Origin of the sequence: Bradyrhizobium sp. C-145, from assembly GCF_023375135.1 — a bacterium.
GTDB lineage: Bacteria > Pseudomonadota > Alphaproteobacteria > Rhizobiales > Xanthobacteraceae > Bradyrhizobium > Bradyrhizobium zhanjiangense.
Map to the genome: position 1 here is coordinate 3,830,247 of NZ_CP088150.1, position 25,301 is coordinate 3,855,547.

At 65.0% G+C, this 25,301-nt stretch carries 25 protein-coding genes and 1 pseudogene; 10 read left to right on the top strand and 16 right to left on the bottom strand.

Going from position 1 to position 25,301, the window contains the following annotated elements; all coding sequences use genetic code 11:
- Positions 1-23 precede the first annotated feature (23 nt).
- The gene (locus LRP30_RS17690) at positions 24-1,028 is read left to right on the top strand and encodes an inorganic phosphate transporter (protein WP_128942515.1); all 1,005 of its coding nucleotides are present in this window, start codon (positions 24-26) and stop codon (positions 1,026-1,028) included.
- On the opposite strand, the gene sugE is transcribed toward LRP30_RS17690, so the two are convergent.
- On the bottom strand, positions 1,021-1,335 hold the full coding sequence (sugE, locus tag LRP30_RS17695) for a quaternary ammonium compound efflux SMR transporter SugE (RefSeq protein ID WP_128942516.1): 315 nt from the start codon (positions 1,333-1,335) through the stop codon (positions 1,021-1,023). The genes LRP30_RS17690 and sugE overlap by 8 nt on opposite strands.
- 158 nt (positions 1,336-1,493) lie before the next feature.
- Here sugE and LRP30_RS17700 point away from each other — a divergent pair, with 158 nt between their 5' ends.
- From LRP30_RS17700 to LRP30_RS17735, 8 genes and pseudogenes are all read left to right on the top strand, one after another.
- Positions 1,494-3,116, top strand: coding sequence for a peptide chain release factor 3 (locus LRP30_RS17700; protein ID WP_249761192.1), 1,623 nt, complete (start codon positions 1,494-1,496; stop codon positions 3,114-3,116).
- Between the two features lie 235 nt (positions 3,117-3,351).
- On the top strand, positions 3,352-3,930 hold the full coding sequence (locus tag LRP30_RS17705) for a hypothetical protein (RefSeq protein ID WP_249761193.1): 579 nt from the start codon (positions 3,352-3,354) through the stop codon (positions 3,928-3,930).
- Positions 3,931-3,999: 69 nt separating this feature from the next.
- A complete protein-coding gene (locus tag LRP30_RS17710; RefSeq protein ID WP_249761194.1) occupies positions 4,000-4,584 on the top strand; it encodes an NnrU family protein in 585 nt (194 codons plus the stop codon).
- Between the two features lie 71 nt (positions 4,585-4,655).
- Positions 4,656-6,248, top strand: a complete 1,593-nt coding sequence (locus LRP30_RS17715) for a class I adenylate-forming enzyme family protein (RefSeq protein ID WP_249761195.1) — start codon at positions 4,656-4,658, stop codon at positions 6,246-6,248.
- A 165-nt stretch (positions 6,249-6,413) separates the two neighbouring features.
- On the top strand, positions 6,414-7,067 hold the full coding sequence (locus tag LRP30_RS17720) for a tetratricopeptide repeat protein (protein WP_249761196.1): 654 nt from the start codon (positions 6,414-6,416) through the stop codon (positions 7,065-7,067).
- A 31-nt stretch (positions 7,068-7,098) separates the two neighbouring features.
- Positions 7,099-7,647, top strand: coding sequence for a hypothetical protein (locus LRP30_RS17725; RefSeq protein WP_249761197.1), 549 nt, complete (start codon positions 7,099-7,101; stop codon positions 7,645-7,647).
- Positions 7,648-7,697: 50 nt separating this feature from the next.
- On the top strand, positions 7,698-9,080 hold the full coding sequence (der, locus tag LRP30_RS17730; RefSeq protein ID WP_249761198.1) for a ribosome biogenesis GTPase Der: 1,383 nt from the start codon (positions 7,698-7,700) through the stop codon (positions 9,078-9,080).
- Positions 9,077-10,331, top strand: a pseudogene (locus LRP30_RS17735) (TCR/Tet family MFS transporter). The gene der and the pseudogene LRP30_RS17735 overlap by 4 nt, the downstream one beginning before the upstream one ends.
- Positions 10,332-10,427: 96 nt before the next feature.
- Here LRP30_RS17735 and LRP30_RS17740 read toward each other — a convergent pair.
- From LRP30_RS17740 to LRP30_RS17805, 14 genes are all read right to left on the bottom strand, one after another.
- Positions 10,428-11,654: an ABC transporter substrate-binding protein gene (locus LRP30_RS17740; protein ID WP_128942523.1), complete on the bottom strand. Its 1,227-nt coding sequence runs from the start codon at positions 11,652-11,654 to the stop codon at positions 10,428-10,430.
- 287 nt (positions 11,655-11,941) lie between these two features.
- Positions 11,942-12,682 carry an SDR family NAD(P)-dependent oxidoreductase gene (locus LRP30_RS17745; protein ID WP_249761199.1) on the bottom strand — a complete coding sequence of 247 codons (741 nt, stop codon included), beginning with the start codon at positions 12,680-12,682 and terminating at the stop codon, positions 11,942-11,944.
- A gap of 143 nt (positions 12,683-12,825) precedes the next feature.
- Positions 12,826-14,349, bottom strand: a complete 1,524-nt coding sequence (gene purF, locus LRP30_RS17750) for an amidophosphoribosyltransferase (protein WP_091895062.1) — start codon at positions 14,347-14,349, stop codon at positions 12,826-12,828.
- 27 nt (positions 14,350-14,376) lie between these two features.
- Positions 14,377-15,006 carry a CvpA family protein gene (locus tag LRP30_RS17755; protein ID WP_091895012.1) on the bottom strand — a complete coding sequence of 210 codons (630 nt, stop codon included), beginning with the start codon at positions 15,004-15,006 and terminating at the stop codon, positions 14,377-14,379.
- 167 nt (positions 15,007-15,173) lie between these two features.
- Positions 15,174-16,619, bottom strand: coding sequence for a DNA repair protein RadA (radA, locus tag LRP30_RS17760; protein WP_128934298.1), 1,446 nt, complete (start codon positions 16,617-16,619; stop codon positions 15,174-15,176).
- A 19-nt stretch (positions 16,620-16,638) separates the two neighbouring features.
- Entirely contained in the window at positions 16,639-17,367 is a 729-nt protein-coding gene (locus LRP30_RS17765) for a sulfite exporter TauE/SafE family protein (RefSeq protein WP_249761200.1), read from the bottom strand.
- A 57-nt stretch (positions 17,368-17,424) separates the two neighbouring features.
- Positions 17,425-18,342 (bottom strand): ribokinase, encoded by a 918-nt coding sequence (locus tag LRP30_RS17770; RefSeq protein ID WP_249761201.1) that lies wholly within the window; start codon positions 18,340-18,342, stop codon positions 17,425-17,427.
- 10 nt (positions 18,343-18,352) lie between these two features.
- Positions 18,353-18,799, bottom strand: a complete 447-nt coding sequence (gene rpiB / locus LRP30_RS17775; RefSeq protein WP_128942527.1) for a ribose 5-phosphate isomerase B — start codon at positions 18,797-18,799, stop codon at positions 18,353-18,355.
- A gap of 66 nt (positions 18,800-18,865) precedes the next feature.
- Positions 18,866-19,660, bottom strand: a complete 795-nt coding sequence (locus tag LRP30_RS17780) for a transporter substrate-binding domain-containing protein (RefSeq protein WP_249761202.1) — start codon at positions 19,658-19,660, stop codon at positions 18,866-18,868.
- Positions 19,661-19,679: 19 nt separating this feature from the next.
- Positions 19,680-20,438 carry an amino acid ABC transporter ATP-binding protein gene (locus LRP30_RS17785; protein ID WP_249761203.1) on the bottom strand — a complete coding sequence of 253 codons (759 nt, stop codon included), beginning with the start codon at positions 20,436-20,438 and terminating at the stop codon, positions 19,680-19,682.
- A gap of 1 nt (position 20,439) precedes the next feature.
- Positions 20,440-21,108, bottom strand: coding sequence for an amino acid ABC transporter permease (locus tag LRP30_RS17790; protein WP_249761204.1), 669 nt, complete (start codon positions 21,106-21,108; stop codon positions 20,440-20,442).
- Between the two features lie 7 nt (positions 21,109-21,115).
- The gene (locus tag LRP30_RS17795; protein WP_249761205.1) at positions 21,116-21,799 is read right to left on the bottom strand and encodes an amino acid ABC transporter permease; all 684 of its coding nucleotides are present in this window, start codon (positions 21,797-21,799) and stop codon (positions 21,116-21,118) included.
- 10 nt (positions 21,800-21,809) lie between these two features.
- Positions 21,810-22,709 carry an NAD(P)-dependent oxidoreductase gene (locus LRP30_RS17800; protein ID WP_249761206.1) on the bottom strand — a complete coding sequence of 300 codons (900 nt, stop codon included), beginning with the start codon at positions 22,707-22,709 and terminating at the stop codon, positions 21,810-21,812.
- Between the two features lie 53 nt (positions 22,710-22,762).
- The gene (locus LRP30_RS17805; protein ID WP_249761207.1) at positions 22,763-23,503 is read right to left on the bottom strand and encodes a FadR/GntR family transcriptional regulator; all 741 of its coding nucleotides are present in this window, start codon (positions 23,501-23,503) and stop codon (positions 22,763-22,765) included.
- Positions 23,504-24,024: 521 nt separating this feature from the next.
- Here LRP30_RS17805 and LRP30_RS17810 point away from each other — a divergent pair.
- Entirely contained in the window at positions 24,025-24,393 is a 369-nt protein-coding gene (locus tag LRP30_RS17810; RefSeq protein ID WP_128934288.1) for a GFA family protein, read from the top strand.
- 123 nt (positions 24,394-24,516) lie between these two features.
- On the opposite strand, the gene LRP30_RS17815 is transcribed toward LRP30_RS17810, so the two are convergent.
- Positions 24,517-25,287 (bottom strand): exodeoxyribonuclease III, encoded by a 771-nt coding sequence (locus LRP30_RS17815; RefSeq protein WP_249761208.1) that lies wholly within the window; start codon positions 25,285-25,287, stop codon positions 24,517-24,519.
- Positions 25,288-25,301: the final 14 nt, after the last annotated feature.

Here is a 25,301-nt window from a genome sequence, read left to right on the forward strand (position 1 = left end):
AGCTTTAAGGCAGGGGCCGCGCCGTGGATGCTGCGTTGGGTTTTCCCGTCCTGGTCGGCTTGATCGCCGTCGCGTTGCTGTTCGATTTCCTGAACGGCCTGCATGACGCCGCCAATTCGATCGCGACCATCGTCTCGACCCGCGTGCTGCGGCCCCAATTCGCGGTGTTCTGGGCCGCATTCTTCAATTTCGTCGCCTTCATGGTGTTCGGGCTGCACGTCGCCCAGACCATCGGCACCGGCATCATCGATCCCTCGATCGTCGACGCCCAGGTGATCTTCGCGGCCTTGGTCGGGGCCATCGTCTGGAACATCGTGACCTGGGCGCTCGGCATCCCGTCCTCGTCGTCGCATGCGCTGATCGGCGGCCTCGTCGGTGGCGGCATGGCCAAGGCGGGCATTTCGGCGGCGGTGTGGAGCGGATTGTCCAAGACGGTGCTGGCGATCGTGCTGTCGCCCCTGGTCGGCTTCCTGCTCGCGATGATGCTGGTGGCGATCGTGTCCTGGGCCTCGGTGCGCTCGACACCGTTCGCAGTCGACCGCGCCTTCCGTATCCTGCAATTCGCCTCCGCCTCGCTCTATTCGCTCGGCCATGGCGGCAATGATGCGCAGAAGACCATGGGTATCATCGCGGTGCTGCTCTATTCGCAGGGCCATCTCGGCAGCGAATTCTCCGTACCGTTCTGGGTGGTGCTGTCCTGCCAGGCCGCGATGGCACTGGGCACGCTGATGGGTGGCTGGCGCATCGTCCGCACCATGGGCCTGCGCATCACCAAATTGACTCCGATGCAGGGCTTTTGCGCCGAGACCGGCGGCGCTGCGACCCTGTTCATGGCGACCTTCCTCGGCGTTCCCGTCTCGACCACCCACACCATCACCGGCGCCATCGTCGGCGTCGGCGCAGCCCGCCGTGTCTCGGCGGTGCGCTGGAATGTCGCGAGCTCGATCGTCTATGCCTGGGTGATCACGATCCCGGCCGCGGCCCTCGTGGCCGCGCTGAGCTGGTGGGCGGTCCAGATAGTCAAGTAACGAGCTTCAATCCGATAATTCCGGCGATGATCAAGGCGATGCTGGCGAGCCGGAAAGCGGTCGCGGGCTCGCCGAACAGGATGATGCCCAGCGTCGCGGTGCCGACCGCGCCGATTCCGGTCCAGATTGCATAGGCGGTTCCGACTGGCAGTGATTTGAGAGCAACTCCGAGCAGGATGATGCTGCCGGCCATGGCCGCGAGCGTGACGACGGACGGAACAAACTTGCTGAAGCCCTCGGTATATTTCAGGCCGATCGCCCAGGTGATCTCGAGAAGACCGGCGACGAACAAGATGCTCCAGGCCATGACGACCCTCCGTGCAAGGCAGGGTCGTCCCCGCAAGGCAATGACCTATGAAAGGGAGGGCCGTCCCTCCCAAACGGCGATATGGGGCTGGCCGAGGGGCTCCGCAATCACCAAATCAGGCTTGATCAGGCCCATTTTCCCTGCCAAACGCTCCCGCCATGTCCGACATCGCCACCACCGCAGCCGAATCGCCGGCCCGTTCCCCGCTTGCCGCTGAAGTGTCGCGGCGGCGGACCTTTGCGATCATCTCCCACCCCGACGCCGGCAAGACCACGCTGACCGAGAAGCTGCTGCTGTTCGGCGGCGCCATTAACCTCGCCGGCCAGGTCAAGGCCAAGGGCGAGCGGCGCAACACACGATCGGACTGGATGAAGATCGAGCGCGAGCGCGGCATCTCGGTCGTGACCTCGGTGATGACCTTCGAGTTCGAAGGCCTCGTCTTCAACCTGCTGGACACGCCGGGCCACGAGGACTTTTCGGAAGACACCTACCGTACGCTGACGGCGGTCGATTCCGCCGTGATGGTGATCGACGCCGCCAAGGGCATCGAGGCGCGGACCCGGAAGCTGTTCGAGGTGTGTCGTCTTCGGGATATCCCGATCATCACCTTCATCAACAAGATGGACCGCGAGAGCCGCGACGTCTTCGAGCTGCTCGACGAGATCGAGAAGACGCTGGCGCTCGACACCACGCCGATGACCTGGCCGGTCGGCCGCGGCCGCGACTTCCTCGGCACCTACGACGTCGTCAATGGCGGCGTGCGTCTGCTCGAAGGCGGCGGCGCCAAGACCGGCGCGGCGCAGCAGATCGAGATCGAAGAACTCGCCAAGCTCAATGCGAATCTCGACGTATCAGTGGTGAAGGACGAGCTCGAGCTCGTCACCGAAGCGTCAAAACCGTTCGAGCTCGAAGCATTCCGCGAGGGTCATCTGACGCCGGTCTATTTCGGCAGCGCGCTGCGCAATTTCGGCGTCGGCGACCTCTTGGAAGGCCTCGGCAAGTTCGCGCCCGAGCCGCGCGCGCAGGACAGCGACCAGCGCAAGGTCGAGGCCACCGATCCGCGCATGAGCGCCTTCGTGTTCAAGATCCAGGCCAACATGGATCCGAACCATCGCGACCGCATCGCGTTTGCGCGGCTCTGCTCGGGCAAGCTCAGCCGCGGCATGAAGGCGAAGCTCGTGCGCACCGGCAAGAGCATGCCGCTGTCGAGCCCGCAATTCTTCTTCGCGCAGGATCGTTCGGTCGCGGATGAGGCCTTTGCCGGCGACGTGGTCGGCATTCCCAATCACGGCACGCTGCGCATCGGCGACACGCTGACCGAGGGCGAGGATTTCAACTTCGTCGGCGTGCCGAGCTTTGCGCCGGAAATCGTCCGCCGCGTTCGTCTCACCGACGCGATGAAGGCGAAGAAGCTGAAAGAAGCGCTCCAGCAGATGTCGGAGGAGGGCGTGGTGCAGGTGTTCCGTCCGCGCGACGGTGCGCCCGCGCTGGTCGGCGTCGTCGGCGCGCTCCAGCTCGACGTGCTGAAGGCCCGGCTCGAGGCGGAATATTCGCTACCGGTCGAGTTCGAGGTGAGCGAGTTCCAGCTCGCGCGCTGGGTCTCCTCGGAGGATCGCAAGAAGCTCGACACCTTCATCGCCGCCAACACCTCGAGCATCGCCGACGACGTCGACGGCGATCCAGTCTATCTGGCGCGAAACGAATTCTATCTCGGCTACACCAGGGAACGCGCCGAGGGCATCGAGTTCACCAACGTCAAGGACGTCAAGAAGAAGGGCTAGGGTGGCCGCGCGCCCGGCTGCCGCAGCCACACCCTCCGTCATGCCCCGGCTTGACCGGGGCATCCAGTACGCCGCAGCCTCTCGGCTCAATCACAATCGTCTCGGGGTACTGGGTCGCCCGGTCAAGCCGGGCGACGACATCGCGCTTGAACGCGCGCATGTGAACACAAGGTAGGCTTGAAGCCGCTCCAAAATCTCCCAACATGATTGCGGTCGCTCATCGCGGTGCTTCTCAATGCTGCGCGCAATCTTGGTTCTGTTGCTGACCTTCTTGGCCGTGGGCGCCGCCGACGCGCGGCCCCGCCAGATCAACCCCATTCCGTTCTCGCACGAGCCGTGCAGCGTGCTCGACGGCCCGCCCTGTACGCCGTCCTATTGCAGCCCGCTCGAGCCCGGTCCCTGCATTCCCGAAATCGATTACCCCTACGGCCAGAACCTCCAGCTCACGATCGAGAGCGTGCCGTCCGAGCCGGACCGCGCCAAATACCGGAAACCCGATCACGATCTCGATACGATCGGCGATCTCTTTGCCGAGCTGCGCAGCTGCTGGTCGCCCCCCTCGGACAACGCGCGCGCCGGCATGCAGATGTCGGTGCGCTTCAGCTTCAACAAGGCGGGTGGCCTGATCGGCCCGCCGCGCCTCACATACGCGACCGCGGGCGTCCCCGCCGATACCCGCACGACCTATCTGAACGCCATCAATGCATCGCTGAAGGCCTGCCTGCCGCTGAAATTCACTGGCGGACTCGGCGGCGCGTTGGCCGGACGGCCAATCGCGATCCGGTACGTCGACAATCGGCGGATCGGTAAGTAGCGCATAAGTTGCGAGCAGCGGCCAATCGATGATACCTCAGAGGCGGGGGCTGCTTTAGGGGAGGATGTCGTGGGTCTTGTGGTCATGATCCTGGGGCTGGTGCTGTTTTTTGCCGCCCATATTTTCACGACGAAACGAAAGGCGCGCGCAGAGGCGATCGCGAGGCTGGGCGAGGGGACCTACAAGATCCTCTATTCGCTGGTTTCGCTCGCGGGGCTCGTGCTGATCATCTGGGGCTTTGCCCATTACCGCAGTTCCGGCTGGATCGACGTCTGGTATCCGCCGAGGGCGCTGAAGCACATCACGCTCGGTTTGATGCTGCCCGCGGTCATCCTGGTGGTGGCTTCGTACCTGCGCGGCCGCATCTATGCGACACTGAAGCATCCGATGCTGGCCGGCATCAAACTGTGGGCAGCCTCGCATTTGCTCGCCAATGGCGACCTCGGCTCCATCATCCTGTTCGGCTCGTTCCTGGGTTGGGCGGTGTATGATCGCATCACGCTGAAGCATCGCACCGATGCCGGCGGCCCGCCGATCCCGGTCGGCGGCGTCACCAACGATTTGATCGCGATCGCAGTCGGTGTTGTCGCTTATCTTGCGCTGGCGTTTGCGTTCCACCCTGTCGTGATCGGTGTTCCCGTGATCGGCGTCTAGCCGGTCAGCACAAGACGACACCCGGTGTCCATGCGCGGAAGATAACAACAGCAACAAGCCGAGGCACGCAGATGGACTGGTCGCAATCTCAGATCCCGCCGATGCGGTTCGAGGCGCGCTTTGGCGATCGAGTGGTGCCGGCATTTTGCGATCGGCCGTCGAGCCTGTGGGCCATGATCGCGGAAGCCTGCGCGCGCAATGGCGATGGTGAGGCGCTGATTTGCGGCGACGTCCGCCTGAGCTGGCGACAAGCCGTCGAGGAGACCGCGCGGATTGCGACCGGCTTTCGCAAGCTTGGTTTGCAACGCGGCGACCGCGTCGCGATTCTGCTTGGCAATCGCATCGAATTTCCGCTGCTCTTGTTCGCCGCCGCACATGAGGGGCTGGTCACGGTGCTGCTCAGCACGCGCCAGCAGAAGCCGGAGATCGCCTATGTGCTCACGGATTGCGGCGCCAAGATCCTGATCCATGAGGCCGCGCTCGCCGAACGACTGCCCGATCCGGGCGATGTGCCCGATGTGATCCATCGCATCGCCATCGACGACGATCCGGCCCGGTCGCGCTTCTCCGCGCTCGCGGACAACGCGCCGGCGCCTGCGCCGGTCGAGGTCAATGAGGAGGACACCGCGATGATCCTCTACACCTCGGGCACGACCGGCAAGCCGAAGGGCGCGATGCTGGCCCATTGCAACATCGTCCATTCCTCGATGGTGTTCGTGTCCTGCCTGCAATTGACGGCGGCGGATCGCTCGATCGCCGCGGTGCCGCTCGGCCATGTCACCGGAATCGTCGCCAACATCACGACCATGATCCGCTGCGCCGGCGCGCTGATCATCATGCCGGAGTTCAAGGCCGCCGATTATCTCAAGCTCGCCGCGCGCGAGCGCGTCACCTACACCGTGATGGTGCCGGCGATGTACAATCTCTGCCTGCTGCAGCCGGATTTCGATGGCTATGACCTGTCGAGCTGGCGCATCGGCGGCTTTGGCGGCGCGCCGATGCCGGTCGCGACCATCGAGAAGCTCAAGGCGAAGATCCCCGGCCTGAAGCTGATGAACTGCTATGGCGCGACCGAGACGACATCGCCCTCGACCATCATGCCGGGCGAGCTGACGGAGAGCCATATCGACAGCGTCGGCCTGCCGTGCCCGGGCGCGCGCATCGTCGCGATGGGAGGGGATGGGCGCGAGCTGCCGCATGGCGAAATCGGCGAGCTCTGGATCCAGGGCGCCTCCGTGATCAAAGGCTATTGGAACAACCCGAAGGCCACAGCCGAGAGCTTCACTGGCGGCTTCTGGCACTCCGGCGACCTCGGCTCGATCGACGCGGAGGGGTTTGTCCGGGTGTTCGACCGACAGAAGGACATGATCAATCGCGGCGGGTTGAAGATCTATTCGGCCGAGGTCGAATCCGTGCTGGCCGGCCATCCCGCCGTGATCGAGAGCGCGATCATCGCCAAGGCCTGCCCGGTCCTGGGCGAGCGCGTCCACGCCGTGGTGGTGACGCGCAGCCCGGTCGCCAGCGAGGCTCTGCGGGCCTGGTGCGCGGAGCGGCTGTCCGACTATAAGGTCCCCGAAACCATGGCGATCACCGCCGAGCCATTGCCGCGGAACGCCAATGGCAAGGTGCTGAAGCGGCAGTTGCGGGAGCTGCTCGGAAGCTGAGCCGGGCAGGCGGCTCCGGGCTGTCCCGGGTGGTTAACGCCTTGATCGGGCTGGCTTTGCCTTGCCACCGCCATATCGTTAGGGTACCTCGCCGCCACGAGGGGACGGGATTCCTGACGCGAACGCTTTGGCGCGCGTACCCGGACGGGCATGGGATTAGCATAAGTGTCTGAATTATTTGACGAAGTCGACGAGGAAGTACGTCGCGAACAGCTCAAGAAGCTGTGGGACAAGTATTCGATTTACTTGATCGCCCTGATGGTGCTGATCGTGGCCGCCGTCGGCGGCTGGCGCGGCTACCAATATCTCGAGGCCAAGAAGGCCGCCGAGGCCGGCGCGGCGTTCGAGAAGGCCGTCGAGCTGTCCGAGCAGGACAAGCACGCGGACGCCGAGAAGGCCTTCACCGAGCTCGCCGCCAAGGCTCCGTTCGGCTATCGCACCCTGGCGCGGTTGCGCGCTGCGGCCGAGGCCGCCAGCCGCGATCCCAAGGCCGCCGCGAAGATGTATGACGACATTGCCGCCGATCGCAGCGTCGGTGGCGAGTGGCAGGATCTGGCCAAGATCCGGGCCGCCGGCTTGCTGCTCGACAGCGCCAGCTACGCCGACATGCAGCAGCGGCTGGAGGCCTCCGCCGCGCCGAAATCGACGTTCCGCCACAGCGCCCGCGAGATGCTGGCGCTGTCGGCATGGCGCAACAACGACATGACCGCGGCTCGCAAATGGCTCGACGCGATTACCGAAGACGGCGAAACACCGCCCAGCCTGCGCTCTCGCGCCGAGGCGCTCCAGGCTCTGCTGCCGCCCGTCGCCAAAAGCTGACGACGGCCCTCTGACGCAAACGAGACACAAGATGCGCCGCACGCCACGTTTGATCGCAGCCACCGTCTTGATCGCCTTCACGGGCCTGTTGGGCGGCTGCTCCAGCGGCGGATTCGATCCGAGCGACATGCTCGACTTCCTCGACACCAAGAAGAAGCTGCCGGGTGACCGCAAGCCGGTATTCCCCGAGGGCGTGCCGGGCCTCGAGCAGGGCGTGCCGAAGGAGATGTACAAGGGCGCGCAGCAGCAGCCGGACCCGAACGCACCTGCCGTCGCGGCTCTGCCTGCGGAGCCACCGCCCGAGCCGGCCAAGCCTGCGAAGGGGACCAAGGCGACGAAGTCCCGACAGCCAGCCGCCACGGCGGCCGCGCCCGCTGCCGGCGAGGTCGATGGCGAGGCCCAGCCGGAGGCTGCACCGCCAACGGACGCTCCGCCGCCCAAGCACAAGATTGTCCGCAAGCGCACCACCGCGCCACCGCCGGATCAGCCTGTCCAGCAGGCGCAACCGACTCAGACCACGCAGCAGCAATCGCAAGGCGCTTTCCCTGCGCCACTGCCAAGCGGCAGCTTCTCGCGCTGATATTCTCCATTGCATTGACAGGCGCAGCCCCGGCAGCGCACGAATGACCGATGTCCTTCACGATCGCCATCATCGGCCGGCCCAATGTCGGCAAATCGACGCTGTTCAACCGCCTGGTCGGACAGAAGCTCGCGCTCGTCGATGACCTGCCGGGCGTCACCCGCGACCGCCGCGAAGGCGAGGCCAGGCTCGGCGACCTCCAGTTCATCATCATCGACACCGCCGGCCTCGACGAGGGCGCCAGGGGCTCGCTGACCGCGCGCATGCAGGAGCAGACCGAGACCGCGATCGCGCAGGCCGACGCGCTGTTCTTCGTCATCGATGCCCGCATCGGCCTCACGCCCACCGATCGCGCCTTCGCCGATTTCGCCCGCAAGGCCAACAAGCCGGTGCTGCTGGTCGCCAACAAGAGCGAAGGCAAGCATGGCGATGCCGGTGCAATGGAGGCCTTCGCCCTCGGACTCGGCGATCCCATCCAGATCTCGGCCGAGCATGGCGAGGGCATGGGCGAACTCTATGACGCACTAGCTAAGCTGATGCCGGAGCCCGTCGACGAAGACGAGGCCGAGGACGACGCGCCGCTCTCGGAGGAAGAGGCGGCGACGCGCCCGATCCGGGTCGCCATCGTCGGCCGGCCCAATGCCGGCAAGTCGACGCTGATCAACCACCTGCTCGGCGAGGAGCGCCTGCTGACGAGCCCGGAAGCCGGCACCACGCGCGATTCCATTGCAGTGGAGATCAACTGGAAGGGCCGCGATTTCCGCGTGTTCGACACCGCCGGTCTGCGCCGGCGCTCCCGCATCGAGGAGAAGCTGGAAAAGCTCTCGGTCGCCGACGCGCTGCGCGCGGTGCGCTTTGCCGAAGTCGTCGTGCTGATGATGGACACGCAGAACCGCTTCGAGGAGCAGGATCTGCGCATCGCCGATCTGATCGAGCGCGAGGGCCGGGCGGTCGTGCTCGCCGTCAACAAATGGGACCTGATGGAGACCAAGGGCGGCGGCGCGATCTCGAGCCTGCGCCGCGACGCCGACCATTGGCTGCCGCAGCTCAAGGGCGTGCCAATCGTCGCCGTATCGGGCCTGATGGGCGAGGGCATCGACCGCTTGATGCAGGCGATCCAGGATGCCTACGCGATCTGGAACCGGCGCGTGCCGACGTCGGCGCTCAATCGCTGGTTCGAGCACGCGATCCAGGCCAATCCGCCGCCCGCAGTGTCCGGCCGCAGGCTGAAGCTGAACTACATCACCCAGAACAAGGCGCGCCCGCCGAGCTTCGTGCTGTTCTGCTCGCGTGCCGATGCGGTGCCGCAGTCCTACTTGCGCTACCTCACCAATTCCATGCGCGAGACCTTCGATCTGCCGGGCACGCCGGTGCGCATCACCTTGCGCGAGAAGGCCAATCCCTTCGCGCACAAGCGCAAGCGGCCGTCGTGAGCGACGGGGCCGGCGAGGCAATGGCGCAAGGCGTGGCGCCGGTCCGGCGCGGCGCGGTCGCGTTCATCTTCGTCACCATCCTGCTCGACATGCTCGCGCTCGGCGTGATCATGCCGATCCTGCCGAAGCTGATCGAAAGCTTTGTCGATAACGACACCGCGCACGCGGCCCGCATCTTCGGCCTGTTCGGCACCGCCTGGGCGCTGATGCAGTTCGTGTTCTCGCCGCTGCTCGGCGCGCTGTCGGATCGGTTCGGGCGCAGGCCGGTAGTGCTGCTGTCGAATTTCGGGCTGGCGGCCGACTACGTGTTGATGGCGCTGGCGCCGTCGCTGGTCTGGCTGTTCATCGGCCGCGTGATCTCCGGCATCCTCGGCGAGTATCTCGACCGCCTTCGCCTATATCTCGGATGTCACGCCGCCGGAACGGCGTGCGGCAATCTTCGGCAGGATTGGTGCGGCCTTCGGCGCCGGCTTCATCCTGGGCCCGGCGCTCGGCGGCCTGCTCGGCGACATCGATCCGCGCCTGCCGTTCTGGGCCTCGGCCGCCCTAAGCTTGGCCAATGCGCTCTATGGGCTCTTCGTCCTGCCGGAATCGCTTTCGCCCGACAAGCGCGCGCCGTTCCACTGGAGAAGTGCCAATCCGATCGGCGCGCTGCGCCTGCTGCGGTCCAATGCGGTGCTGGCCGCCTTGTCGGTCGTCAATTTCATCGCACAGGTCGCGCATGTCGTGCTGCCCTCGACCTTCGTGCTCTATGCGACCTATCGCTACGGCTGGGATTCCAAGACCGTGGGACTGACGCTCGCCATGGTCGGCATCTGCGCCATGGTGGTGCAGGGGCTCGCCATCGGCCCGATCGTGCGCGCGCTCGGCGAGCAGAAGGCGCTGCTGCTGGGCTTGTGCTGTGGCGCGATCGGCTTCGTGGTCTTGGGCGCTGCGCCGACCGGTCCGCTATCCTGGCTCGGCATTCCCATTTTGTCGCTATGGGGCATCTCCGGTGCCGCCTCGCAATCGCTGATGACGCGGCTGGTCGCACCCGATCAGCAGGGCCAGTTGCAGGGCGCGACCGCAAGCGTGCAGAGCGTGTCGCAGCTCGTCGGCCCGTTCCTGTTCACGCTGACGTTTTCCTATTTCATCGGCGCCAGCGCGCCGCTGCATCTGCCCGGCGCGCCGTTCCTGCTTGCGGCGGTGCTGATGGTGGTGTGCGTGGCGATCGCAATGCGGTCGCTGGCAGCGACGAAGACAATCTCGTAGGGTAGGCAAAGCGGAGCGTGCCCACCGCATCTCGATGTCGCGGAGAGATGGTGGGCACGGCGCTTAGGCGCCTTTGCCCACCCTACGGGATCTCGCTTACTTCTTCACCAGCGGGCAATCGCTATCCTTGAGCGGTTTGGCCGCGTCTTCCGGTGCGATGGTGGCGACCAGCTTGTAATAGTCCCACGGTCCCTTCGACTCTTCCGGCTTCTTCACCTCGAACAGATAGGCCGGAATGAGGCGGCGGCCATCGGCGCGCAGCGGGCCCTTGCCGAACAGCGGGTCGTCGGTCGGAAGCTCCTTCATCTTGGCGACGACCTTGGCGCCGTCATGCGGATTGCCGCCGAGCGCGTCCATCGCCTTCAGGTAATGCAGGATCTCGGCATAGAGGCCCGCGACCGTCATCGAGGGCATCGATCCCTTCGGCGAGACCTTCTGGAAGCGCTTCGACCATTCGCGCGTCTGGTCGTTGAGATCCCAGTAGAAGGACTCGGTGAAGGTCAAGCCCTGCGCGGTCTTCAGGCCGAGCGAGTGCACGTCGTTGATGAACAGCAGGAGCGCCGCGAGCTTTTGACCGCCGGAGACGATGCCGAACTCGGCGGCCTGTTTGATCGCGTTCGTGGTGTCGCCGCCGGCGTTGGCAAGGCCGATGATCTTGGCCTTCGAGGACTGCGCCTGCAGCAGGAACGAGGAGAAGTCGGCGGTGTTGAGCGGGTGCTTGACGCCGCCGAGCACCTTGCCGCCGGTGGCCGTGACGACGGCGCTGGTGTCGCGCTCCAGCGCATGGCCGAAGGCATAGTCAGCAGTCAGGAAGAACCAGCTGTCTCCGCCCGCCTTGGTCAGCGCCTTGCCGGTGCCGTTGGCGAGCATGTAGGTGTCGTAGGTGAAAGAGATGGTGTTGGGCGTGCAGGCCTTGCCGGTGAGATCTGCAGTGGCAGCGCCCGAATTGAGCAGCACCGAGTTCTTTTCCTTGACGAGGTTGCTCACCGCGAGCGCCACGCCCGAGCTCGGAGTATCTGCGATGGCGTCGACCTTGTCGGCGTCGATCCATTGCCGGGCGATGTTGACGCCGATGTCGGGCTTGTTCTGGTGGTCACCGGAGAGGACCTCGATGGTCCAGCCCTTGGCCTTCAATCCGGAATCCTCGACCGCCATCTTCACCGCGGCGACCGAGTTCGGACCGCCGATGTCGGCATAGAGGCTCGACATGTCGTTGAGCACGCCGATCTTGACGGTCTTGTCCTGCGCGTAGGCGGATGTGGCAAAACCGAATGCGGCACAGGCCAGAAGGGCCGCGGAGCGGCGTGCGAATGTCGTGGTCATGAAAGGTTTCCTCCATTGTCAAATATGCGGACGGCTCTCTTGCGAAGCCTTGTTTCCGGCTGATGGCTCTAGCCTGTCCCACGGCCGGCGGCAATGCGCCTAAAGCCGGATGACGCTGTGTCGTAGCGTCATCCATCGGTTAACTTTTGGGGAAAATGCGTTGAGACGCTATTTGAGAGCGTCCGATGTCAGCTTGAATTTCTGGATGCGCTTTCGATCTTGCCGATCCGGGTCGCGAACTTGCCGTTTTGCGTGAACGTCAAGATTGCGTTGTCGGTCCGCGTCAATCAAGCCGGCGCGCGGAAGCTCATCAGGCTGCGCATCTTGTAATCGTAGAACTTGCCGGTCTCGGTCCAGTCAGGCGCACACATCGGCACGATGAATTCGGCGACCTGCTCGGGCGTGTCGAGCGTCGCCGGATCCTCGCCCGGCATCAGGGTGGCGCGCATGCGGGTGCGGATCGGGCCGGGGTTGAACAGGTTGACGCGCAGCTTCGTGTTCGCGGTTTCCTGCGCCCAGGCGCGGGCCAGCGTTTCCAGCGCGGCCTTGGACGCCGCGTAGGGGCTGACATAGGCGGTGGCCTTGTTGGCGGCACCCGAGGTGATGAACACGGCGCGGCCGGCATCGGACTGCTTCAACAGCGGCTCCATGCAGCGGATCAGCTGGAAGTTCGCGGAGACATTCACGGCCATCACGTCGTTGAAGGCCTTCAGCTCGATATGGCCGATCGGCGAGGAGGGCCCGAGCACGCCGGCATTGCCGACTAGGATGTCGAGCTTGCCATAGCGCTCGTGCAGGCCGGCACCCAGCCGCGCGATGCCGTCGGAATCGGTGAGGTTGAGCGGCACCAGGGTGGCGCTGCCGCCGTCCTTCCGGATCTCGTCATCGAGCTCTTCCAGCCCGCCCTGCGTGCGCGCCACCGCAACGATATGCGCGCCGGCCTTGGCCAGCGCGCGTGCCGTGGCATAGCCGATGCCGCGCGAGGCGCCGGTGACGAGAGCGATGCGGTTGGCGAGGGGTTTTGTCATGGCAAAGTTCTATTCATTGTCGTCCTGGCGAAAGCCAGGACCCATACGCCGGGTTTGTTTGGCTTGGGAAGGCGGTTGTCACACCTTCTTCGAGCCATTGAAGCCTGTGGTAATGGGTCCTGGCTTTCGCCAGGACGACAGGATCAGCTCGCCTCCGCCAGCAGCGACAATTGCCGCGGCTGCGGCTCGGTCTGGGTCTGGTCGGTGAGGTGGGTCGGATAGGCTCCGGTGAAGCAGTGATCCGAGAATTTCGGATTGGCGGGGTCGCGGCCGGGCTCGCCCATGGCGCGGTACATGCCGTCGATGGACAGGAAGGCGAGCGAGTCGGCGCCGATGATCTCGCGCATCTCCTCCAGCGAATGCGTCGCGGCGAGCAGGCCACCGCGGTCGGGCAGGTCGATGCCGTAATAATCGGGATAGAGGATCGGGGGCGAGGCGAGGCGGAAGTGCACTTCGGTTGCACCCGCATCGCGCATCATGCGCACGATCTTCTTCGAGGTGGTGCCGCGCACCAGCGAGTCGTCGATCAGGATGATGCGCTTGCCTTCGATCGCGGCGCGATTGGCCGAGTGCTTCATGCGCACGCCGGATTCGCGGATCGCCTGCGTCGGCTGGATGAAGGTGCGGCCGACATAGTGGTTGCGGATGATGCCGAGCTCGAACGGCACGCCGGAGAACTGGCTGTAGCCGACCGCGGCGGGCACGCCGGAATCCGGCACCGGCACCACGACGTCGACCGGCACGTGGCTCTCGCGCGCGAGCTGCGCGCCGAAATTCTTGCGCACCTCGTAGACCGAGCGGCCGTGGACGATGGAATCCGGACGGGAGAAGTAGATGTATTCGAAGATGCAGGGGCGCGGCGCCATCGGCGGGAACGGCTTGTGGATGTCCTGGCCGTTCTCGTCGAACACGATGACTTCGCCCGGCTCGATGTCGCGCACGAAGCGCGCGCCGATGATGTCGAGGGCGCAGGTCTCAGAGGTCAGGATCGGGCAGCCGTCGAGCTCGCCGAGCACGAGCGGACGGATGCCGCGCGGATCGCGCGCGCCGACCAGCTTCTTGTTGGTCAGCGAGACCAGCGCATAGGCGCCTTCGATCTCGCGCAGCGCGTCGACATAGCGCTCGATGAAGCGGCTGCGCTTGGAGCGCGCGACCAGATGCAGGATCACCTCGGTGTCGGTGGTCGACTGCATCATCGCACCGCTCTTCACCAGCTCGCGGCGCAGCGTCAGGCCGTTGGTGAGGTTGCCGTTATGCGCGACCGCGAGGCCACCGGCATTCAGCTCGGCGAACAGTGGCTGTACGTTGCGCAGGATGGTGGCGCCGGTGGTGGAGTAGCGGACATGGCCGACCGCCATGTTGCCGGGCAGGCGGTCGATCACCTCGTGACGGGAGAAGGTGTCGCCGACGAGGCCGAGGCGGCGTTCTGAGTGAAAGCGGTTGCCGTCGTAGGAGACGATGCCGGCGGCTTCCTGGCCGCGGTGCTGAAGGGCGTGGAGACCGAGCGCGGTGATGGCGGCGGCGTCCGGGTGGCCGTAGATGCCGAAGACGCCGCATTCCTCGCGGAGCGTATCCCCCTCCAGGTCGTCCTGGACCTCCAGAGCGGCCGGGCCCAAACCGGCCGTTGGATCGAGATCAAGCTGGGCGTCCTGGTCAGGGTGTCGCATCTCGTCCGCGCCTTTCTCTAGGGCCAATCAACGCGCTGCAGGTTTCTCGATCAGCTTTTTCAGGCTGTCACGAGCGGGTTTACTGTATCCGTCGCCACTGCCCGAAGGCTGCTGCTCGGATTCAGCTTGATCATCATCTGGTTTGTTTTTCTTGAATCTCTTCAAGATGGTGTTCTCGGGGTCGTCGGGCAAGAGGGCCATCAGCCAATCCCCGGTTCCCTGGAGCACCACGCGGGACTTGGCTCCGGTGACCCAGTCCGGACGCTGCTTGTCCGGAACCAGCCAGGTGAAGAACAGGAAGGCGACCACGACGATCAAAAGCCCGCGAGCAAGGCCAAACAGGAAGCCGAGGGTGCGGTCCAGCGCGCCGATGCGCGAATCCAGGATCATGTCGGAGATCCGCACGGTGATCACGGAGACCACGATCAGGGTGCCCACGAACACGCCGGCGACCACGACCACGCTCGCGACCGTGTCGTTGTTGAAATAGGCCTTGGCGGTCGGCAGCAGCTTCGAGAAGGAATACAGCGTCACGATCGCGGCCGCACCCCAGGCAGCGATCGACAGGATTTCGCGCATGAAGCCGCGGACCATCGCGAGCAGGCCCGAGATCAGCATCACACCGAGCAGGATCAGGTCGAGGAGTGTTACTGGCATCGGCTGGTCTGGTCCGCTCGTACTCTCAAAGGTGCTCAGCGAATCGGTGTTTGGCCGCTGCCCTAAAAGAGGGGCAGACGGCGTTCCCGGCAAGGCCGCAACCACGCAATCCCGTGCTGCTTTTGTGACGGCTGTATAGCGGCGGGGGCCTCCGACGTCACCTCCGGCTAACCATCTCCGCGGCGGAATCTTGCTGGTGTGGCATTTTTCTCTGCCGGCCCGTTCGATTCGCCCCGGCGCGAGCCGCGGGCGGCAATTTCGGCGACCAGTGTCGTCAGGCTGTTGACCGCGTTCAGCGACAGTCCGGCGTCTCCTCCGGTCTCGCCGCGGGCCGATTCGGGCAGCACGGCGCGCTGGAAGCCGAGTTTTGCCGCTTCCTTCAGCCGGGCCGGGGTCTGCGCCACCGGGCGGACCACGCCGGAGAGCGAGATCTCGCCGAAATAGACGGCATCGGTCGGTAACTGCGCATTAACCAGGGATGACACCAGCGCCGCCGCCGCGGCGAGATCCGCCGCCGGCTCGTTGATGCGCAGGCCGCCGGCGACGTTCAGATAGACGTCGTGCCCGGACAGCTTGACCCCGCAATGGGCTTCCAGCACCGCCAGCACCATCGACAGCCGGCTCGGGTCCCAGCCGACCACGGCGCGGCGCGGGGTGCCGAGCGAGGTCGGGGCCACCAGCGCCTGCAATTCGACCAGGACGGGCCTTGTGCCCTCGATCCCTGCGAACACGGCGGTGCCGGGCGTGCCGAGATCGCGCTCGGACAGGAACAGCTCGGAGGGGTTGGTGACCTCGCGCAGGCCGAGGCCCGTCATCTCGAACACGCCGATCTCGTCGGTCGGGCCGAACCGGTTCTTCACGGCGCGCAGGATGCGGAATTGCTGCGAGCCTTCGCCCTCGAACGACATCACGGCGTCGACCATGTGCTCGACCACGCGCGGGCCGGCGATCTGGCCGTCCTTGGTGACATGGCCGACCAGGATGATGGCCGCGCCGGTTTTCTTGGCGAAACGGATCAGCGCCTGCGCCGAGGCGCGGACCTGGGTCACGGTGCCGGGCGCGGATTCCACCGTATCTGTCCACATGGTCTGGATCGAGTCGATCACGATCAGCCGAGGGACCGCGCCCTCCGACAGCGTCGAGACGATGTCCTCGACCGAGGTCTCGGCGGCGAGCTGCACCGGCGCATCCGACAGGCCGAGCCGCTCGGCGCGCAGGCGCACCTGCGCGACCGCCTCTTCGCCGGAGATGTAGACGACGCGGTGACCGGCGCGCGCCAGCAGGCTGGTGGCCTGCGTCAGCAGCGTCGATTTGCCGATGCCGGGATCGCCGCCGACCAGGAGCACCGAGCCGCGGACGAAACCGCCGCCGGTGACGCGGTCGAGCTCGGTCATCCCTGACGAGAGGCGCGGCGCATCCGGGCTTTTCCCGGCGAGGCTCTCCAGCGCAAAGGTCCGGCCCTTGCGCTTGGAGCGGATCGACACCGGCACACTGCCACTGGTGTCCTCCTCAGCGAGCGTGTTCCACTCGCCGCACGATTCGCACTTGCCCTGCCAGCGGTTATAGGCCGCGCCGCAGTTCTGGCAGACGAAGGAAAGACTGGATTTGGCCATGGGGAATAGCGAGTCGTGCTCAAGGAGATTGCGTCGCGTTCCATAGCATGGAGACCCCGGCCGCGACCATGATCGCGTCCATCAGCAGGCGAAACATCTCCGGCTTCAGGTGCAGCACGAAGCGCTTTGCGATGAAGGCGCCCGACATCAGCGAGCCGCCCGCGATCAGGCCCTTGATGAAGACCTCGCCGGTCAGCGCGCCGAAGCGCTCGAACGTCACGGATTTCGCGAAATAGAGCCCGAGCGAGGAGGCAGCTTCAGTGGCGAGGAAGGCGCCCTTGCTGAGCCCGTAGAACAGGAACAGCGGCACGCTGAGCGGGCCGGTCGAAACCACGATGCCGGTGAGATAGCCGATGATTGCGCCGCCGATGGCGAGGTGCCAGAGATTGGCCTTGAGGTCGTGCCGCGCCAGCCAATGCCGCACCGGCACCATCGCGATCAGGAAGATGCCGATGGTGAGATCGACGGCATGCGAGGGCAGTGCCAGCAGCGTTCGCGCGCCGAGCGCTGCGGCCGGAATGCCCGTCACCGAATAGGCTGCGCAAGCCCGCCAGTCGACCTCGCGCCACCACGCCAGGATCCGTGAAAAATTCGCCATCACGGAGGCCACCGCCATGATCGGCACGGCTTCCTTCGGCCCATAGGCATAGACCAGCACCGGCATCAGCATGATCGACGAGCCCGTGCCGACGATGCCGGAAATGGTGCCGGCGATGAGGCCGACGCTGAGGACGAAGAGAAAGGCCAAGACGATCTCCGCGAATCGGGAGAGTTTAGCCGTGGTCAGCGATGCGGGCGATCCGTTCTAGGCGAGGGAACCCAATGCGCTGCGCATCGGCATGCCGGTCTGTGCGCCGGCCTTGAGGCACTTCAATGCGGCCGCTTCGCAGCTCACCTCGAGCGCGCGTTGCAGCGGCACGCCCTCGCTGACCATCGCTGCGAACGTGCCGACGAAGGTGTCGCCGGCGCCGGTCGTGTCGACCGGGGTGATGCGCGGCGTGGAGGCGTGCAGCGGGGCGCCGTCGGTGGTCATTGCCAGCGCGCCCTGCGCACCTGCGGTCACGATGCAGGTGAGGTTGCCGGCCTTGGCGAGGTGCATAGCAGCCGTTTCGTAGCTGGCCGCCGCAAGGCCGATGGCCGCTGCGGCATCCATTGCCTCGTGTTCGTTGACGAGCAGATGGTCGGTCACAGCGAGAAGCTCTGTCACCATCTCACCGGTCATCTTCTCCGGGACCGGTGCGAGATTCCAGATCACGGCGCCGGAAACCGATTTGGTTTTGCGCGCAGCCTCCAGCGCTTGTGCAAAGGGCACCTCCATTTGAAGCACGAGCACAGTGTCGGAACTGAAGAGGTCGGTCGGGAGGTCATTGGCGCTCGCAGTCATATTGGCGCCGCTGGCCACCGTAATCGCGTTCTCGCCGGCCTGATCGACCGTGATGAACGCACAGCCGGTCGGTTCATGGGCCCTGACGATGAGATCGGCGTCGACACCATTGGCCCTGAGATTCTCGATCGCGCTGTCGCCAAACCCATCCCGGCCGACGCGACCCGCCATGCGCACGCGTCCCGGTCCGGCGATCCGCGCGGCGGCGACCGCCTGATTGGCGCCCTTGCCGCCGAAATGGGTCCGGTAGCATGGCGCCAGCACAGTCCGGCCGGGACCCGGAATGACCGGGACCTCCGCGACGAGATCGATGTTGAGCGATCCGAACACCAGGATCATGGAGGGGCCGTCAGCCTTGCTCGTCCATGACGCGCAGCTTCTCGACGCGGCGGCGGAAATCCTCGTCGGTGGAGAATTCGGCGGAGAGATAGGACGAGACCAGATCGACGGCGAGCCAGGCGCCAACGATCTGCGCGCCGATGCACATGACGTTGACGTCGTCATGCTCGACGCTCTGATGGGCCGAATGGACATCGTGGCAGACCGCGGCGCGGATACCCTTCATCTTGTTGGCCGCGATCGAGGCGCCGACGCCGGTGCCGCACACCATGATGCCGCGCGCGGCTTCGCCTGACGTCACCTTCTGCGCCACCGCGCGCGCGATGTCGGGGAAGTCCACCGGCTTGTCGTCATGAGAGCCGACGTCGATGATTTCGTGGCCGAGCTTGCGGATGTGATCGATGACCGTCTGCTTGAGCGGCCAGCCGGCATGGTCGGATCCGATGACGAGACGCATGTAAGGTCCTTCTTGATGTTGCATTGACCGTGACAGCCGCGTGCGGCCGTCACGGCTTCCTCTGGTTCAGCTGCGCATTTCGGGCGGCAGCTCGACACCATGGAATTTCTTGTAGATCGCATTCAGCTTGCCGTTCTTGACGTTCTCGGTGATCCAGGCGTTGAGCTTGTCCATCAGGCGCTGCTCGCCCTTCTTCAGGCCGATGGCGAGATCGAAGGTCGCCAGCGGAATCCTGGATTCGAACACGCGCGAGGGGTTCTTCACCCCGATCTGGTTGATGATCGTCGCCGACGAGGCGACACAGTCGACCTGACCGGAAACGGCCGCCGTCACCATGGTGGCATCGTCGTCGTAACGGGCGATCTTGAGCTCCTTGTCCTTCATGTTGGACAGGGTGGTGTCCTGGGTGGTGCCACGCGAGACGCCGATCGACTTGTCCTTCACGTCGGGCCAGTCCTTGACGGTCGACGATTTCAGGCAGCCGACATCGGATTGCAGCGTCGCATAGCGCTTGGTGAAGTCGATCACCTTGGCGCGGTCCGGCGTCACCGACAGGGTCGAGATGATGATGTCGGCCTTGCCGGTCAGGACGTTGGGGATACGGGTCGCGCCGGTGGTCTGGATGAACTCCAGCTCGAGCCCCCAATCCTTGGCGAGCAGCTGCGCCACTTCGACGTCGGAGCCGGTCGGCTTCATGCTGGAATCCATCATGCCCGAGGGCGGGATGGCGAGGTCCGTCGAGATGCGGATCTTCTTCGCTTTCGTGATGTCGTCGAGCAAATCGGCCGATGCCGGCGTCGCGGATACCATGACGAGGCAGCACAGCGTGGCGGCCGTGCCCAGCAAGGTCTTGTTGGTCATCCCTAGTTCTCCTCTCCTGTTATGATTTCAGGTTTCCAGTGCCCACGAATTGCGTGAGTTCGGGCGTCGTCGGCGACGTCAGGATCGAGGCGGGGCCGGTTTCGTGGACCTTGCCGCGATGCATGAACACGATCCGATCAGCGATGCCTTTGGCAAAGCCCATCTCGTGGGTGACCATCACCATGGTCATGCCATCAGCCGCCAGTTGCTCGATCACCTTCAACACCTCGGCGGTGAGTTCGGGATCGAGCGCGGAGGTGATCTCGTCGAACAGCATCACCTTCGGCTGCATCGCCAGCGAGCGGGCGATCGCGGCGCGCTGCTGCTGTCCGCCCGAGAGCTGCTCGGGATAGGCGTGCAGCTTCTCCTCGAGCCCGACCTGCGCGAGCACTTTTCGCGCGAGGTCCTTGGCGTGCGAACTTGCCATGCCCTTCACCGCGCATGGCGCGAGCGTGATGTTCTGCTCGATCGTGAGGTGCGGAAATAGATTGTAGCTCTGGAACACGATGCCGACGTCCTGGCGCAGTGCGCGCAGATCGACATCGGGGCGGTCGACGCGATGCCCGCAGACGACGATCTCGCCGCCGTCGACCTTCTCGAAGCGATCGATGCAGCGCAGCGCCGTGCTCTTACCGGAGCCGGAGCGGCCGATCAGCGCCAGCACCTCGCCGCGCGCGACGGCAAAGGAGACGCCGTCGAGCACCCGGAGCGGACCAAAGCTCTTCTGCACGTCGCGGAGCGACACGATCAGTTCGGGGGAGAGGGCGTTCTGCTGCATGTCAGGCTGTCGCGAGGTTGGACCTGCCGCGCCCCATCCGCCGTTCCAGCCTCTGGCTGAACAGCGACAGCGGATAGCACATGGCGAAATAGGTGACGGCGATGATGGCGTAGATGGCGAACGGCTCGAACAGCGAGTTGTTGACGATCTGGCCCGAGCGCATCAGCTCGACGAAACCGACGACGGAGGCGAGCGAGGTGTTCTTGATGATCTGCACCATGAAGCCGACGGTCGGCGGCGTCGCGATGCGGATCGCCTGTGGCAGGATCACCTTCATCATGCGCTGGGTCCGGCTCAGCGCCAGGCCTTCGGCGGCTTCCCATTGCGGCTTCGGCACGGACTGGATGCAGCCGCGCCAGATCTCGCCGAGATAGGCGGCGACGTAGAGCGTCAGCGAAGCGCCGGCGGCAGCGAGCGGCGAGACCTTGAGGCCGATGGCGGCGAGGCCGAAATAGCCGAGGAACAGGATGACGAGCAACGGCGTGCCCTGGACGAGCTGAACGTAGATGGCGCTGGCGATCCGCATCGATTTGAGCGGCGATATGCGCGCCAGCGCAATCACGAAGCCGACGATGCCGCCGCCGATCAGCGCGATCATGGACAGCCCGATTGTCCACAGCGCGCCCTGGCCGAGGAACATCAGGTGATTGATGTTGAGATGTCCGCCCATGGTCATCTCACAACGGCGTGCCGAGCCGGCGCCGGCGCGGAAACAGCACGAGGCCGAGGCCCCAGAAGCCGGCACGCATCACCAGCGACAGGATGACATAGAGCACGGCGACGATGATGTAGGTCTCGAAGGCCCGATAAGTGTCCGACTGGATGTAATTCGCGACCGCGGTGAGCTCTTCGGCCGAAATCTGCGAACAGACCGAGGAGGCCAGCATCAGCAGCACGAACTGGCTGGTCAGCGCCGGATAGACCTTCTCGATCGCCGGCAGGAGGATAATGTGCCAGTAGATCTGCAGGCGCGACAGTGCGAGCCCCTCGGCGGCCTCGATCTGTCCGCGCGGAATCGCCTCGAAGCCGGCGCGCATGATCTCGGCGGTATAGGCGCCGACATTGATCGTCAGCGCGGCCACGGCCACGCTGAAGGCGGAGTACTTCAAGCCAAGGCTGGCGAGGCCGAAATAGACCAGGAAGATCTGCACCAGTAGCGGCGTGTTCCGGATGGTCTCGACATAGACCTTGCAGGTGCCCGCGATCAGCGCGTTGTGCGTGCCGCGTCCGACCGCCGCGAGGGTGCCGAGCAGGGCGCCGAGCACGGTCGCGAAGAATGCCAACTCCAACGTGAGGGCGGCGCCGGCCAGGAAACTTGGCCAGCGCTCCATCACTGCGGGAAAGTCGAGTTGGAGGCTCATCGTCGTCGGTTCAGCCGGTGACCTGGTTGGTCATGCGGTCATAGACGCGGAACAGCGCCTGGTTGCCGTTGCTGCCTTCGCCATGGGCGCGCGCATCGACGTACTGGCTGGTGACGAGCGCGGTGCCGGGCAGCGGCACGTTCAGTGCCTGCGCGTGCTCCTGCACCAGGCGGAGGTCCTTCAGCATCAGATCGATGCGAAAGCCGGCGCCGTCGTCGCCTGCGATCATGGAGGGGCCGAGCTTGTCGAGCATCCAGGACGCCGCAGAGCCTCCGAGCAGCACCCGGCGGAGCAGGTTGAGATCGACTCCCGAGGCCCGCCCGAGCGCGAGCGCCTCGCAGATCGCCTGGATGTTGATGCCGCAGATCAGCTGATTGCAGAGCTTGACGGTCTGGCCGGCGCCGGTCGCGCCGACATGCGTGATGGTCGTGCCCATAGCGCGGAAGAACGGCTCGGCCTGAGCGAAGGCGGCCGCATCGCCGCCGGCCATGATCGAGAGCGCAGCGTTCTTGGCACCCACGGGCCCACCCGAGACCGGCGCGTCGATGAAGCTGACGCCGGCCTTTTGCAGGTCGGCATGGATGCGACGGACGGCAACCGGCGAGATCGTGCTCATGTCGACGATCAGCTTGCCGGGAGGAGGGGATTTCAGGAGGCCGTGCTCGCCGTAAATGGTCGCCTCGACATGGGGGGTGTCGGGCAGCATGCTGATGACGATATCGGCGCTTTGCGCGGCATCGGCAGGGCTCTTGGCGCGGGTTGCGCCTTCCTTGACGCTGTCCGCCAGCGCGGCTTCGTTCAAATCGAAGACGCGGACCGCGTGGCCCGCAACCAGAAGGTGGCGCACCATCTCCCGTCCCATCGTGCCGATGCCGATGAAGCCGACATTGCCCTTGTCGTTCCGTCCCATGTTGTCAGTCCGTTTCTTGATTGATTGCTTCTTGGTTGGCTGGCCGTCCGTGATCAGCCCGAGGCGCTGGTCTTGTCGATGTCGCCGACGACGGCGCGCCGCCGGTATTCGTCGCCGATGGCAAAATGCTTGCGCAGCGTCGCGTCCGCGCGCTCCGGATCACGTGCAATGACCGCTTCGAAGATGCGGCGGTGATCATCGATCAGATAGGTCTTCATCGACGGGAAGGCCTGCACCAGCTCGCGGCGGCTGCGATGCGAATGCGTCAACAGGCCCGCCATCGAACTGTGCAAGACCGTCAGCGTCTCCGAATGCGAGGCGACGACGATGGCGCGGTGGAAATCGAAGTCGGCCATGCCGCCGGCATCGGCTTCGTCGATCGTTTCTCCGATCTTTGCCAGCGCGCGCTGCAGGCGTTCGAAATCGGCGATGTTGGCACGTTCGCAGGCGAGCCTGATCGCCTGGCATTCGATCGCGACGCGGGCCTGCATGATATCGTCGAGCATGTCCGCCTGTTGGGCGAGCGCGAAGGTGAAGAAGTCATTCAGCACGGAGACGTCCGGGCGCGTCACCACGGTGCCGATGCGGTCGCGGATCTCGACGATGCCGAGCACGGTGAGGGCGCGCAGCGCCTCGCGGACGATCGGCCGGCTGACACCGAGCAAGGTCGCCAGCTCGCGCTCGGAGATCAGGCGGTCGCCAGGCTTGAGCGAGCCCGCAAGCAGGCGTTCGCGCAAGAAGGCGAACACCTTCTCGAACCCCTTTTCGCCCTCGGTGGCCCGCTTGAGCTCCATCCCAGTCCTTTGATCTTGGTCAGACCAGTATGATAACCAAGGCGCGGAGGTCAAGAGGCCTTAGCTAAACGAGGGTGGAAATGGGCGGCCGGCGTTGAGGCGGCGGGCTTCGGAGCCAACATTCATGCCCCCGCTGGTGGGCCGCGAGGGCTCTGTTCCGCGAGCCCGCAATTACACAATCCGATTTGGTGTACCGCGCCGATGCCGTGTTGAACCGATCCGTTGATCTGGCGGTGAGGAGGAGGTTCGCTGGCGAAATATGGCGGCTGAAGCGCGATAGCGACCGCGCGAGCGCATGTTGGCAGCGTCGGGAGAATTCTTCGATAATGATATTCTGCCGGTGTTTTGCCCGACGAGTCAATTCGAATTTCGGATTTTGCGCAAGTCATTGAACGCACAGGGGGTCGGCTACTGTGCATGGGGTTGTTTTTCAGGTTTTTGTTTTAGGCGTCCCGCTGCTGACAGCATGTTGGCAGCAGGGGCCGGCTACGACCATCTCCTGACAAAACGGAGAGCGGGTCATGCCGATCGAGGCAAGCTGTCATTGCGGTGAGACGGTGTTCGAGGTGACGGAGGCGCCTTCGAGCGTGACGCGCTGCACCTGCACGCTATGTGCCAAGCGCGGCGCGCTATGGGCCTATTACACGCCGGTGCAGTTCCGCCTGCTGTCGCCGGCGGAAAACGTCGCGACCTATCTCTGGGGCAGCCGCACCGTCAAACATCATTTCTGCGCGAGCTGCGGCTGCGGCACCTATTCGGAGTCGCCGGACTGGTCGACCGGCAAACCCGATTTCGACAATCCCAAGGTCGCCGTGAATGCGCGCCTGTTCGACGATTTCGATCTGGAGGCCGTGCCGGTGAACGTGATCGACGGCAGGAATTTGTGGTGAGCCCACAGTTTCGTAGGGTGGGCAAAGCGTTAGCGTGCCCACCATTTCGACCTCGGTGAGGATAGAGATGGTGGGCAAGGCGCTATGCGCCTTTGCCCACCCTACCGCTACGGCATCGTCGACCTATTTCAACTCCACCCACGCCGGCGCGTGATCGCTGGCGCCATCCTCGCCGCGGATCGTCTTGTCGACGCCAGCTTTGACCAGCCGCGGGGCGAGGGCAGGGCTGAGCAGGAGATGATCGAGCCGCAGGCCCGCATCGCGCGGCCAGCGGTTTCGCTTGTAGTCCCAGAACGTGTAGATGCGCTGTTCGGGATGCAATTCGCGGATCGCGTCGCACCAGCCTTGTTCGACCAGCGAGGCGAATGCCGCGCGGCTCTTCGGCTGAATCAGTGCATCCTTGTCCCATGAGCGGGTCGGATAGATGTCGATCTCCGTGGGGGCGACGTTGTAGTCGCCGGCGAGCACCACCGGCAGATCCTGCTTGATGAAGCTCTTGGCGTGGCGCTTGAGCCGCGCGAACCAGTCGAGCTTGTAATCGAATTTCGGCCCGGGCTGCGGATTGCCGTTCGGCAGATAGATGCTGGTGACGATGATGCCGCGCACGGCGGCCTCGATGTAGCGCGCCTCGTGATCATCGGCCTTCCCCGGCAAGCGATCGCGGGTGAGCACCGGCTCGGCGTTGCGAGCGAGGAGGGCGACGCCGCTCCAGGTCTTTTGTCCACGCCAGACTGCGCCATAACCGGCTTTTTCGATGGCCGCCGCCGGAAATTCGCCATCACTTGCCTTCAACTCCTGAAGCGCGACGACATCGGGCTTCGCCACGCGCAGCCATGCCAAGAGATTGGGCAGGCGGCGATTGATGTTGTTGATGTTGAATGTCGCGATCTTCATGTAGGGCTAACGCT